Raw genomic sequence first — 13,422 nt, forward strand, 5'->3', positions numbered from 1 at the left:
AGTATGGCGACACTACTGAATATCCATCCGGAGAACCCACAGAACCGACTCATCGAGAAGGCCGCTGAGTCCCTGCGAAACGGTGGGCTGATCGCCTACCCCACGGACTCCTGCTACGCGCTCGGCTGCGCGCTCGAGAACAAGGCGGGAATCGAGCGGATCACTCGCATCCGCCAGCTCGACTCGAAGCACCATTTCACGCTCATGTGCCGCGACTTCGCTCAGCTGGGGCAGTTCGTCATCGTCGACAACTCGGACTTCCGTGCCATCAAATCGATGACGCCCGGACCCTATACGTTCATCATGAAGGCGACGAAGGAGGTTCCGCGCCGGATGATGCACCCGAAGAAGCACTCCGTCGGAGCCCGGATCCCGCAGAACACCACCGCCCTGTCGCTGGTCGAGGCGATGGGCGAACCGATCCTGTCATCGACCCTGCTGCTGCCCGGCGATGAAGATCCGCTCACTCAGGCCGAGGATGTGATGGACCGGCTCGGACACGACCTCGACGTCGTCATCGATTCCGGTGTGCCCGGTGTGGTGCCGACCTCGGTCATCGACTTCACCGGCAGATTCCCCGAGGTGGCCCGTGTCGGTGCCGGAGATGTCGCCCGGTTCCTCGACGAATGAGGCGGCGGGCCCTGAAAACCACGGTGGTCCGCTCACTGTCGAACTGACCACTGACCCCTCGACCGCTACACCAATATCGCCACCGGCTTCTGGCCAGTCGTCGTACCAACGGCGGCTGGCCGGAAGTGGTTGTGGACGCGGTCGGCCGGAAGCGTCTTCGGCCGCGGTCGGTCGACTCGCTCACTCCTTGAGCAAACAATCGTTCAGTGCTCCGAGTGGTCTAGAGTGGGAGCAGTTGCGTAAGAGATCTCGGTCACATCTGCGGCAGGGCAGCCACGGACGGACCGGGTGCGTGATGTGAGACCGATAGAACCCCCATCGTGAGGAGCACGAATATGACTCGGACAGCAATCGTCACCGGCGGCGGACGCGGCATCGGTGCCGCCATCGCCAAGCGCCTCGGAGCTGACGGACTCAAGGTCGCCGTTCTCGACATGGGCCCGACCGAGGACACCGTGGCCGCGATCAAGGCCGACGGGGGAGAGGCGCTCGGTCTCGAAGCCGACGTCTCCGACGAGGATTCGGTCAATCAGGCGGTCGAACAGGTCGCTGAGACCTTGGGCGCGCCGACCGTGCTGGTCAACAATGCCGGCGTGCTGCGTGACAACCTCCTGTTCAAGATGACGCACGAGGAGTTCGACAAGGTCCTGTCAGTCCACCTCGGCGGGGCCTTCCTCATGGCCAAGGCCGTGCAGTCGTACATGGTCGAGGAGAAGTTCGGGCGCATCATCTCGATGTCGTCGACCTCGGCGCTGGGCAATCGTGGGCAGACGAACTATTCGGCCGCGAAGTCCGGCATTCAGGGAATGACGAAGACCTGGGCGATCGAGCTCGGCAAGTTCGGCGTCACCGCCAATGCCATCGCGCCCGGATTCATCGAAACCGATATGACGAAGGCGACCGCCGAACGTGTGGGGATGAGCTTCGATGACTTCGTGGCCGCCGCCGTCAAGGAGATCCCCGTTGCCCGGTCCGGCAAACCCGAGGACATCGCCCACACGGCATCCTTCCTCGCATCCGAGGGCGCCGGCTTCGTCTCCGGTCAGGTCATCTATGTAGCCGGTGGACCGAAGGCCTGAACAAGAATCCATCTTCGACATCACTGAAAGGTTCGACCCATGAGAGAAGCAGTCATCGTTTCCACGGCGCGCACGCCGATCGGCAAGGCCTACCGCGGGGCGTTCAACGACACCCAGGCACAGGAGCTGGCAGGGCACGTGATCAAGCATGCCGTTGAACGCGCCGGTGTCGAGGGCGGCCAGGTCGAGGACGTGATCCTCGGCGCCGCGCTCCAGCAGGGCAGCCAGGGCTCGAACGTGGCCCGGCAGGGTGCGCTGCGTGCCGGTCTGCCGGTCACGGTGCCGGGAATGTCGATCGACCGGCAGTGCTCCTCGGGGCTGATGGCGATCGCCACCGCCGCGAAGCAGGTCCTCTTCGACGGTCAGGAGATCGTCGTCGGCGGCGGCGTCGAGTCGGTGTCGCTGGTCCAGAACGACAAGATGAACACGTTCAGGGCAAAGGACCCCTGGCTCGAGGAGCGCGTTCCCGGCATCTACTATCCGATGCTGGCCACCGCCGAGGTGGTCGCCGAACGCTATGACGTCAGTCGCCAGGCGCAGGACGAGTATGCGCTGTCCTCGCAGCAGCGGACTGCTGCTGCGCAGGAGGCCGGTCGTTTCGACGATGAGATCGTTCCGTTGCCGACGACGAAGGTCGTCGTCGACAAGGAGACGAAGGAGACCTCGCGCCAGGACATCACCCTCGAAGCGGATGAGGGCAACCGGCCCTCGACGACCCTGGAGAGCCTGGGCGGTCTCGATCCGGTGCTCGACCCCGGTGTGGCCTCGAAGGTCCCGAGCGTGACTGCCGGCAATGCTTCGCAGCTGTCCGACGGCGCTTCGGCCTCGGTAGTCATGTCGAGCGAAGAGGCCAGCCGACGTGGGCTCGAACCGATGGGCATCTACCGCGGCATGGCCGTGGCCGGATGCGAACCGGATGAGATGGGTATCGGTCCGGTCTTCGCGATCCCGAAGCTGCTGAAGACCCACGGACTGTCGATCGACGACATCGGCCTGTGGGAGCTCAACGAAGCATTCGCGGTGCAGACACTGTACTGCCGTGATCGCCTCGGCATCGATCCGGAGAAGTACAACGTCGATGGCGGCGGCATCTCGGTCGGCCACCCCTACGGTATGACCGGAGCCCGGCTGGTCGGGCACGCGCTCATCGAGGGACGCCGTCGTGGTGTGAAGTATGTGGTCGTGACAATGTGCATCGGCGGAGGCCAGGGGGCGGCCGGACTGTTCGAAGTCTGCTGAGCGGCCCGAGAGCCACCGTTCGGCGGCCGAGAGCCACCGTTCCGCCGCCCCTCGGGCAGTGGTCGTCTCAGAACGGTGGCGGCTCGCCGGAGTCCCAGAACCAGTCACGGACTCCGGCAGCGTCGTCACCGGCAGTCGAATCGTCGCAGGCAATCGACTGGTTGCCGAACACGAAGCCGGGCGTGGCCTCTTTCCATCCCGGCCGCCCGTTCGCGGCCGCCGGTTCCGGGCATCCCCGTGCCCGCCTGCGGTCGCCTGGGGCAGGCGACTCCTCATCTCCGGTCGGCTCGGGCGCGGGCTCATACGGCCTGCTCGGTCGCGGCAGCGCACTGCCGAAGCGCTCGAGGAACAGCCGCGCGTGCTCGACGTTGAGGGGATTGTCGGGTGCCACCACCTCGACGGTCACACCACGCCGGAAGACGTATTCCAAATGACCGGGCTCGGTCATCCTGACGTCGAACTTCCCGTCGGTCTTCGCCGTGTGATGCTGCTTGCAGAGGCAGTGCAGGTTGCCGAACCGGGTGAGACCTCCGCGGCTCGGACCGTCAAGGTCGAAGGGTTCGATATGGTCGACCTCGGCTGTGTCGGCGGGCAAGGTGCAGCCGGGGAAAGTGCAGGTCACATACTGTGCGATGAGGGTCTTCCGAATGCTGTTGGGGATTGTGTAGGTCATCGCCTTCGCATCGACCGGGGTGCCGGTCGCGGGGTCGGTCAGCAGGCGGGTCCAGGTCGAGGCGTAGCCGGCGACCCTCCGCGCCATATCGGCGGGGACCGGGGAGCCGTCCGGCAGCATTCCGGCCAGATCGCACACCTCTTCCGGGGTGAGTGGTTCGGCGGGTGCTCGACCGGCGCTGGGCACAGGGGAAGAGCCAGTGCGCGTGCGGCGGCCGTCCTGCTCACACGTCTCCACCGACATCAGTCCTTCATCGTCGGCCTCCGACAGGTACTGGCTCAGCAGAGTCAGCATCGGAACGGTGATGAACGTGCGTGCCTGGTTCGACAGCCAGTACTCGTTCGTCGGCATGTCCAGGATGAGCTCGTAGCTGATCCTGCAGCCGCCTTCAGTCCGAACTCCGAAGGCATCGGCGGCTCCGGCGCCACTGAGATCGGCATCGGCAGCGGCGGGTCGCTTTCCGCTGGCACGGGATCCGATCAGCGAGGACAGCGCGTCGGTGATGTCACTGTCTGCTCCGGCACCGGTCGAGGTGCGGCTGCTGAGAAGGGCTTCGAGGATCTGCGACTCGAAGACACGGTCGGCCGGCGTCACGCGCCTCGAGTCCCGAGCCGCAGATTCCGAGTTCTCTGCCGCGCTTCCCGCTGTCCCCGTCGGGGAGACGGATGTCGGCTGGGCCAGGTACTGGTTCTTGTCCAGATCGTCGAAGACGCGCTCGATGTAGTCCAGCAGCGATTCGCCCTCGTGCATGGGCACGCCGTCGGGGCCGGCGAAGAGTCCGTCGAGCGGGAAGTCGGTGCTCGCCGATTCTCCGTTGTCGGTGCTGATGACCCGAAGCTTGAGCTGCGGCCTCGTGCGGGTGAGGACGTCGAACATCAGCGCCGAGATCGCGCGATCGTCGTCGAAGCAGTCTCCGGTCTTCAGCTGGTCGGAGAACGCACTGGTGTTGCCCTTGTACACGGCTCGAACGAATGCTTCGAGACGCTTGTAGCACGCCTGGAGCTCGGGAGCGGGCCCGGTCAGGGTGAGATAGGCAGTTCCGTCGTCGCCGGTGCTGATGTCGACACGGCGGCGGAGGGCGACGTTCTTCTGGGTGTCCTCGGGCGGCTGAGTCGCCGCGATCTTGAGCGCGAGCGAGCGTTTGAACGTCTCGATCGTGATGTCGGCGCGCCTTTCGGCCAGGAAGTCATCGATGGCGGGGAAGTGCTCGAAGCGGAGGTCACGGCAGCGGCGCGTCACATAGGCGACATGCTCGATCGTGAAATCGCCGTCGACGCAGCGGCGCAGGAACCTCGGCAGGCCGTGCGCCAGGGTCATCGACGACGTCAGGTGCTTCAGCGACGTGCTGGTCGTGGCTCCGAGCAGGCTCGAGTACACGCCGACCTCGCTGGCTTCGATGTTGCCGCGCAGCCAGGTGAAAAAGCTCAGCCGGGGGTCGAAGCCGGGGAAGTCCGGCAGGGGAGGTGGGTTGTCGATGATCTCCTGGGCCCGTTTGCGGATCCGGCGCTGGCGACGGCCCGCCGCACGGTCCTTCTTCCGTCCGCTGGTGCGGTCACGGTCCGCGCCGATCTCGGCCTCCGCCTGAGTCAGAGCCTCGGCCCAGGTCAGAATCTGCGCGTTCGTGCAGTCTCCTGCTGACGCAGGGGAGTCGTCGCCGGAGTCGGCGGCGCTGTCCGCGGGCTGGGCTTCGCGGCTGTGGCGAACCACGGTCTCTGTGAACGGGGCGAACGCATAGGTGGAGTCGGGGCGGTCTCCCTTGAGACCGCGGACGTAGGCGACGTCCTGGACGATGACCGCGCTGGTGGCGACGAGAGATCTGATCTGGGCGAGGCTGCTGTCCGAATAGGCACGCAGCAGTCCGACGAGTTCGTTCTCCTCCGCGATCTCCAATCGGCGTCCGTGCGCCCTGCGGCGTTGGCTCACGGACGCGAAGTCGGTGGGGTCCGGGGAAGCCGAGTGCTTCTCCGACGCCGAACCGTCGCTGTTGCCGATGCTCTTCATCGGTGCTGTCCCCTCTCCACGTCTCTGTGGATCCTGCCGGTTGAGGTGATCGTTATCTCAATTATATGACTGAATGAGCGAAATGACTGTCACAGTTCTATTGCAAATAGAACAATATATCGGTGAGGTCCGATGAGACCTCGTCCGTGATCTGTCTGCCGTTCCCTGATCTGTTTGTGTCTCCACACTATCGTTCGGTACTGACACGAGGTCTCGAGCCGAGCGGACACGGAACCCGGTGACACCGACGGAAGCCGCGATCGTGCGCACTCGCCAGGCACGCCGGTCCCGCTGAATCGTCGTCTCCGCGGTCGAGCCGCATTCTCCCTCGGGACAGCGCCAGCCCTCCTGAGAGCACGAGCTTCCCGCCTGACAGGCCGAGGACTTCGACCCCGCCGAGGACCACGGCGCGGTTCGTTAGAATCGATCCGTGGCAGCGATCGACAAGGACATTCTCCGTTTAGCCCTTCCCGCCCTCGGAGCGCTGATCGCCGAACCCATCTTCCTGCTCTCGGACACGGCGATGGTCGGCCACCTCGGCGCGGGTGCCCTGGGATCACTGGCGATCGCGTCGACGATTCTGCAGACGGTCCTCGGGCTGATGATCTTCCTCGCCTATGCCACGACCCCGCGGGTGGCCAAGCGCATGGGATCCGGCGATCGGGCCGGGGCGATCACGGCCGGGTTCGACGGAATCTGGCTGGCTCTGTGCACCTCGGTGCTGCTGATCATCATCGGCCTCCCCCTTCTGGACACAGTGATCGCGGCCTTCGACCCGGGCCCGGGGATCACCGAGGGCGCCCACTCCTATCTGGCGATCTCATGGTGGGGACTGCCCTTCATGCTCACCGTCATCGCCGCCACCGGCCTCCTGCGCGGGCTGCAGGACACGAAGACGCCGCTGGTCGTCGCCGCGGTCGGATGCGTGGCGAATATCGGCCTCAACGCACTCTTCATCTACGGCCTCGACATGGGCGTAGCGGGTTCGGCGATGGGCACGGTCCTCGCCCAGGCCGGCATGTGCACCGTCTACCTCGTCATCTCGGTGCGAGCGGCCAGACGGCTCCACGCCAGTGTCCGACCCGACTGGTCGGGCGTGTTCACCTCGGCGAAGACCTCCGGATGGCTGCTCGTGCGCAACGCCTCCCTGCGTGCGGCGCTCATCATCCTCGTGTTCATCGCCACCTCCATGGGCACCACCGACCTGGCAGCGATCCAGGTCGCGCAGAGCCTCTTCTTCGCCCTGGCCCTGGCCTTGGATTCGCTGGCCATTGCGGGGCAGGCGATGATCGGTCTCGAACTGGGTGCGAAGAACATCGATGCCGTCGCCGCGATCAACCGACGCCTGTGCCTGTGGGGGATCGTCTTCGGGATCGTCGTCGGCATCGTCCTCTTCGCCGGTGCGGGCATCATCCCGCACGCCTTCGCCTCCGACCCTCAGGTGGTGGCGGCGCTCGGCACCCTCCTGCCGATCCTTGCGGTGAGCATGCCGATCGCCGGCTACGTCTTCGTCCTCGATGGGGTCCTCATGGGAGCCGAGGACGCGAGATACCTCGCTCTGGCACAATTGGTCGCTGTGATCGGATACGCGATTCTGCTCGTTCCGATCGTTGGCCTGTGGCCGGGAGCCCCGGGACTCTGGGCCGCATTCTGCATCGGATTCGTCGGTTTCCGCGCCCTGACCCTGGGCTGGCGAGTTCGCAACCGGGCGTGGATCGACCGCGCCGTCGAGAAAGGAATCTCATGAACGCTGGGCCGAACGACGCTCATGGATCTGAATCCACCCCCGCCGAGGCGACGGCCGCCTCATTGCGCGGACGGGTCCGTCCTCTGCCGGCCGACACCGACGAAGAGACCTTCCTCCCGTTCCTCGACCTGTGCTTCAACTGGTCGATGGACAAGCCTCGCATCGATATCGCCGAGCTGCGTGAACGCACCGATGCGGCCTTCTACTATCGCGACTGGGGCCGGCACGGGGACATCGCTGTGGCCGCCCATGCCGAGGCCGACCCCGAGTCGCCGATCATCGGTCTGGCCTGGGTGCGTCTGGCCGATATCGCCGATGTCGTCGGCAGGGCCGATGTCCAGACAGCTGGCGATTTCGCCGCGGCCCTGAACAAGTCCGGCGTGGACAGGTCCGGCTCCGAGGTGGTCCGCAGCGAAGTCGTGCCCGCCGACACCGAAACCGGCGCCGCTGCACCTGCCGAAGCGTCTGCCGACGCATCGGCTGGGGATTCCGCCGAGGCATCTGCCGAGGCGAATGCCGATTCGCCGGCCGAGGCCGGGCCGGCCGCAGACCGTGGAGAAGGCACGACGTTCACCGGCTACGGTTGGGTCGCCGCCGACATCCCCGAGCTGACCGTCGCCGTCCTTCCCGAGCACCAAGGGCAGGGCATCGGCGGAGTCCTCGTCGATACTGTGTGCACGCTGGCGAGAATGAGCGGGTTCCCGGCCGTGAGCCTGTCGGTCGAGGACGGCAACGGTGCGGCGAAGCTCTACGCCGACCATGGTTTCGTCTCCGTGGGCCGCAACGGGGACTCCGACGTCCTCGTCCGCAGCCTCACCCAGGACTGACACGGCGACCCTGAACTGACTCAGCGACCCCGGACTGCTGCGTGCGCAGCGGTCAGCGTCCGTGATAGATGTGGAAGACATCGACCGCGACTTCGGTCGTCGGGCTCCTCATGACCGCTCACCGGCACGGACCCGACAGCCGAGGCGCACGCGATCGCCTGCTTGACTTTCAACGATGAGGAGCACGTCCATGGTCACAGTCCTTACCCACGCCACGGTCTTCGACGGCACCCGATTCCTGCCCGGCACCCGCGATGTCGTCATCGACGGCGGACGGGTCGCCTCGGTGACGGAGGGAGGACAGGGATCGCACAACGCCGACGACGAATTCGTCGACTGCACGGGCAGGACGATCCTGCCCGGGATCATCGACTGCCACGTACACCTGACCAGTTCCGGAGCGGCGGCGACCTCGAACTTCCACGACCCGTTCTCCCTCCAGTTCTACAACTCCGTGGCCCATATGGAAGCCACGCTCAAGGGCGGAGTGACCGCGGTGCGCGATGCCGGCGGCAGCGACCTCGGCGCGAAGGTCGCCGTGGAGACCGGCACCGTGCGCGGCCCGAGGCTGTCGATCGCCGTCAACATCATGTCCCAGACCGGCGGACACGGGGACTTCCACCTGGTCTCCGGCGCCGAATCGCCGTTCCTGTCCCCGCACCCCGGCCGTCCCTCCGGTGTTGCCGACGGACTCGAAGGAGTCCAGCGCAAGACCCGCGAACTGCTGCGCGCCGGAGCCGACCACATCAAGATCTGCTCCACCGGCGGAGTGCTCTCACCGCGCGACGATCCGCGCCACTCCCAGTTCACCGAGGCCGAGATCGGCGTCATCGTCGCCGAGGCGGCCGCCCAGGGCGCACACGTGATGTCCCATGCGCAGGGCGCACCGGGCATCAAGAACGCCGTCCGTGCCGGTGTCCGCTCGATCGAGCACGGCATCTACCTCGATGACGAAGCCATCGACCTCATGCTCAAGCACGGCACCTACCTGGTCCCGACCCTGCAGGCCCCGCAGGCCGTGATCAAGGCCGCCGAGGCGGGCGAGAGCCTGCCGGCCTCGGTCGTGGACAAGGCCCACCGGGTCGTCGAAGCCCACCGGGCCTCGACCGCCCGCGCACACTCGGCCGGGGTTCCGATCGCCATGGGCACCGACGCCGGAGTCGGCCCGCACGGGCAGAACCTCGAAGAGATCAGCCTGCTGGCCGAGGTGGGGCTGTCGACCGAGGAAGCGCTGGCCGCCGGCACCTCGGTGGCCGCACACGTGCTCGACGACGATCGCATCGGCCGCCTCGGCGCGGGCGAACTGGCCGACCTCGTCGTCATCGACCGGGATCTGCGCACGGCTGATGTGCGGGGGATCGAAGACCGAGTGGCGGCGGTCTACCTCGGCGGGGAACTCGTCTGAACCGCGCCGCAGATCACATGCACCGGCAACACTTAGTGAGGAAAGACTAACCTCATATGGCGTAGGATTGGTGCCGAGGAGGACTCGGACCCCGAGCCGTCCGGGACAGAACGAATCAGAGGAAGGGCACCTGCGATGAATCCACTGAATTGGTCGTTCCCGATCGCTGTCACCTGGCTCATCCTCTTCGGCATCATCCTCGCCCGCGCCGGCGGAACCTTCCTGCTCGGACGGTTGGCACGCACCGGGATCCGCAGGATCGAACGCGTCGATCGTATGATGTCCGGGCCGAAGTACCGGAAGGCCGAAGCGATGATCGAACGCTACGGGGCGCCGGTGATCGCGGTGAGCTTCCTCATGATCGGAATCCAGACGGTGCTCAACCTCGCCGCCGGCACGACCGGGATGAGCTACCGCCGTTACCTGCCGGCGCTGGCCGTCGGCGGGGCGATGTGGGCGACGATCTACTCGACGGTCGGGCTCATCGGCTTCAAGGCCCTGGCGGCCGGATACCAGGCAGCGCCGGGACTGACCGTGGGGCTGGCGGTGTGCTTCGCCCTGGCCGTCGTGGGCCTGGTCATCGGTCTGAAGAAGCCGCACGAGACCTCCGAAGCTGCCGCTGAGTCCGAGGCGAGCATCGGCCCGGGTGCCGAGTCCACCCGATCCTGAACACGCCCGGCTCTGAACACTCCCGGTCCTGAACGCGCCCTTCCCTGAGCCCAGTCGGTTCTGAGCCCACCGGCCCTGGGGCCACGCAGTGCTGACCTCACCCGTCTGTGCCTCCTTCAGCCGGTCCTTCGCCACAGTCCATCACGTCATCGGTGGTCAGAATCGGTGCGGGAGTTCAGTAGAGTGAGAATGTTGTCAGCGTCGACGCGTCGGAAGAACTCGCCGACAGTGTGAGAAGGAGGACTCGGATGGTCGTGGCCTGGTGGAGCATCATCCCGTTCGTGCTGCTGCTCGGATGCATCGCGGTGCTCCCGCTGATCCCGGCCACGGAGAAGATCTGGGACCGCAACCTCGTCAAACTCATCGTCGCACTCGTCCTCGGAATCCCGATCGCGGTGTGGTTCCTCATCGGCGGAGCCGGCAGCACCGTCATGGACGCACTGCTCGAGTACTTCCAGTTCATCGTCCTCATCGGCAGCCTGTTCGTCGCGTCGGGCGGAATCTTCCTCGTCGGCGACATCAAAGCGACACCGAGGAACAACACGATCTTCCTGGCCGTCGGCGGCGCCCTGGCCTCCTTCATCGGCACCACGGGCGCGGCGATGCTGCTCATCAGGCCGATCCTCAATACGAACCAGGACCGCGAGCATCGGACCCACACCGTCATCTACACGATCTTCATCGTCGCCAACTGCGGAGGTCTGCTCACGCCGCTGGGCGATCCGCCCCTGTTCCTCGGCATGCTGCGCGGTGTGCCCTTCGAATGGACCTTCGGTCTGTGGCCGTACTGGCTGTTCGTCAACGCGCTGCTGCTCATCAGCTACTACGCCCTGGACACGAAGATGTATGCGAAAGAGCCGGCGGAAGCTCTGGCCAAGGATGCCGAATACGCCACGAAACTGGGCCTGCGCGGATCCAGCGGCCTGGTGTTCCTCGCGATCATCATCCTCTCCGTCGCCTTCATCCCCTCGGTCGACGCCCACGCGGTCGAGGCCGGGCATGCGACGTTCGTCGACTGCGTGCCCTGGCGCGAACTCGTCATGATCGCCTCGGCGCTGACCTCGTTCCTGTTCGGCGACCGAGGCGCGAGGTTCAACCTCAACAAATTCACCTGGACGCCGATCCTCGAAGTCGGTGCCCTCTTCATCGGCATCTTCCTCACGATGATGCCCGCCCTTCAGTACCTCGGTCAGGTCGCCCATAAGATCCCGCTCAATGAGATCTCGCTGTTCGTCTTCACCGGCGGCCTGTCCTCGGTGCTCGACAATGCGCCGACCTATGCCACCTTCTTCGAGATGGCCTCCCAGGTCCCCGGCGAACCCCGCGTCGCCGGCGTCGCCGAACCGCTGCTCATCGCCGTATCACTGGGCGCAGTCATGGGCGGGGCCATCACCTACATCGGCAACGGTCCGAACTTCATGGTCAAATCCGTCGCGGACTCCGCGAATGTGGCCATGCCGAGCTTCGGCGGGTACGTGTGGTGGTCGCTGCGCCGGCTCGCTCCCGTCCTCGCCTCGATGGTGCTGATCTTCATGACCGAGGGACTGTGGCTGAGCCTGGCGGGCGTGCTGGTCGGACTGCTCATCCTCGCCCAAGTCGGACGCGATCTGCGGGCCGGCAGGGTCCTGAAGGACGCTTGAACCGATGCCGTCCGACCGCCACCTCCCTGACCGAACGCGGGTGCACCGCTGAACGGCCGGCGCCGCACCGGCCGGCGATCAGTCGCCGGGGTCGGACTCTGGTTCGCCGGAAACGGCGCGGTGCTGGCGTCCATTCTGCCGTGGTATCCGCTGCTGGTGTACAGGCTCGGACTGAACTCCTGGCAGTTCGGCCTCGCCGTCGCCTGCTACGCGGCGGGTTCGCTGCTGTCCTCAGGGCTGCCGGCAGCGCTGATCGCACGATTCGGCGCCCATCGGGTCGTCATCGGCGGAACGGTCCTGCTCGGTCTGGCCGCCGCGACGACCGCATGGTCGGTCAACGGGCTGATGATGGCGATCTGTCTGCTCCTGCTGGGCTGCTGCGACGCGATCGTCGACGTCGCCCAGAACGTCGTCGGCATCGCCGTGCAGGAACGTCTGCAGCGCACCATCCTGTCCTCGATGCATGCGCTGTGGAGCCTCGGCGGTCTGCTCAGCGGCGCAGCCGCCACAGTGGCCGCGAGCTCCGGCGTCGATATGCGTGTGTGGCTGGCGGCGGTTGCGATCATCGCCGTGGCAGTCACGATCCTCGGTCGCCGACTCATCGGCGACGGTGCCGCACCGCGACGGGTGGCCGATTCGGACGCCGCAGGGGACACGGAGCCGGCCCCGCCTGACGTCGAGCCGGGCCAGGGGCCGACGCGTTCGAAGACGGCGATCCTGCTCGCCGCACTGCCGCTGGCGATCATCGCCATCTGCGGTTCCGCCGTCGAGGACATCGCGAACAATTGGGCGGGTCTGGCCGCAGTCCGGCTGGCAGGCGTTCCGGCCGCCTCGGCGGGGATCGCCTTCAGCATCGTCATCGGCAGCCAATGCCTGGGCCGATTCAGCGGGGACGTGCTGGTGATGAGGTTCGGAGCCGGCCGCATCGCCCGGATCGGGGGAGGACTGATCGCGCTCGGAGGCCTCGGTGCCGTGTTCGCAGAAGAGCCCGTGCTGCTGCTGATCGCGATGGCCGCACTCGGATTCGGTTCGGCGACCTTGGTGCCCGGAGCCCTGGGCGCGGCCGCACAGCTGCCCGGGATCGGCCGTGCCGGGGGAGTGACGCTCGTGAACTGGCTGATGCGGGTCGGGTTCCTCGGCACCAGTCCGCTGGTCGGGCTCATCGCCGCCGAGGCGGGACTGCGCTGGGGCCTGAGCCTGCTCGTGATGGTCGGCGTGCTGACAGCGGTGTTCGCACACCGGCTCGACCCGCCCCGCCGTGCGGAGAGCTGATCGCGGCCGGGACAGTGGGGAGACCGGGGTCGGAAACGAAGAATGTCCCACGTCATCGAGTGAACGATGACGTGGGACATCACATGGTCGGGCTAGCGGGATTTGAACCCACGACCTCTTCACCCCCAGTGAAGCGCGCTACCAAGCTGCGCCATAGCCCGTCACCGTACTCCCTCGTGGGCAACGAGGACCAGCTTATACCGATCGGGGGTCAAGTGCCAAAACCACATACCGTGACCT

At 66.2% G+C, this 13,422-nt stretch carries 10 protein-coding genes and 1 tRNA gene; 9 read left to right on the top strand and 2 right to left on the bottom strand.

All coding sequences use genetic code 11. The features are described 5' to 3' along the window. The first annotated feature begins 3 nt into the window (after positions 1-3). The 3 genes from IG171_RS05080 (at position 4) to IG171_RS05090 (ending at position 2,948) form a co-directional block, all read left to right on the top strand. Positions 4-630 (top strand): L-threonylcarbamoyladenylate synthase, encoded by a 627-nt coding sequence (locus IG171_RS05080; RefSeq protein WP_212130334.1) that lies wholly within the window; start codon positions 4-6, stop codon positions 628-630. 335 nt (positions 631-965) lie between these two features. Further along, a complete protein-coding gene (locus IG171_RS05085; RefSeq protein WP_212130335.1) occupies positions 966-1,709 on the top strand; it encodes an SDR family oxidoreductase in 744 nt (247 codons plus the stop codon). A 39-nt stretch (positions 1,710-1,748) separates the two neighbouring features. Beyond that, entirely contained in the window at positions 1,749-2,948 is a 1,200-nt protein-coding gene (locus IG171_RS05090) for an acetyl-CoA C-acyltransferase (protein WP_212130336.1), read from the top strand. A gap of 67 nt (positions 2,949-3,015) precedes the next feature. On the opposite strand, the gene IG171_RS05095 is transcribed toward IG171_RS05090, so the two are convergent. Continuing rightward, a complete protein-coding gene (locus tag IG171_RS05095) occupies positions 3,016-5,622 on the bottom strand; it encodes an HNH endonuclease signature motif containing protein (RefSeq protein ID WP_212130337.1) in 2,607 nt (868 codons plus the stop codon). A 430-nt stretch (positions 5,623-6,052) separates the two neighbouring features. Here IG171_RS05095 and IG171_RS05100 point away from each other — a divergent pair, with 430 nt between their 5' ends. From IG171_RS05100 to IG171_RS05125, 6 genes are all read left to right on the top strand, one after another. Beyond that, entirely contained in the window at positions 6,053-7,369 is a 1,317-nt protein-coding gene (locus IG171_RS05100; RefSeq protein ID WP_212130338.1) for an MATE family efflux transporter, read from the top strand. Next, positions 7,366-8,196, top strand: coding sequence for a GNAT family N-acetyltransferase (locus tag IG171_RS05105; protein ID WP_212130339.1), 831 nt, complete (start codon positions 7,366-7,368; stop codon positions 8,194-8,196). Before IG171_RS05100 ends, IG171_RS05105 begins: the two co-directional genes overlap by 4 nt. 190 nt (positions 8,197-8,386) lie before the next feature. After that, positions 8,387-9,601, top strand: a complete 1,215-nt coding sequence (locus IG171_RS05110; RefSeq protein ID WP_212130341.1) for an amidohydrolase family protein — start codon at positions 8,387-8,389, stop codon at positions 9,599-9,601. Positions 9,602-9,736: 135 nt separating this feature from the next. After that, positions 9,737-10,270 carry a VTT domain-containing protein gene (locus tag IG171_RS05115; protein WP_212130343.1) on the top strand — a complete coding sequence of 178 codons (534 nt, stop codon included), beginning with the start codon at positions 9,737-9,739 and terminating at the stop codon, positions 10,268-10,270. 248 nt (positions 10,271-10,518) lie between these two features. Further along, positions 10,519-11,910, top strand: coding sequence for a sodium:proton antiporter (locus IG171_RS05120; RefSeq protein WP_212130345.1), 1,392 nt, complete (start codon positions 10,519-10,521; stop codon positions 11,908-11,910). A 120-nt stretch (positions 11,911-12,030) separates the two neighbouring features. After that, positions 12,031-13,182 (top strand): MFS transporter, encoded by a 1,152-nt coding sequence (locus tag IG171_RS05125; RefSeq protein WP_249204087.1) that lies wholly within the window; start codon positions 12,031-12,033, stop codon positions 13,180-13,182. Positions 13,183-13,266: 84 nt separating this feature from the next. Here IG171_RS05125 and IG171_RS05130 read toward each other — a convergent pair. Further along, a tRNA-Pro gene (locus tag IG171_RS05130) sits at positions 13,267-13,343 on the bottom strand. Between the last annotated feature and the right edge of the window lie 79 nt (positions 13,344-13,422).

Origin of the sequence: Brevibacterium sp. SMBL_HHYL_HB1 (assembly GCF_018208375.1) — a bacterium.
In the GTDB taxonomy this organism is placed as follows: domain Bacteria; phylum Actinomycetota; class Actinomycetes; order Actinomycetales; family Brevibacteriaceae; genus Brevibacterium; species Brevibacterium intestinavium.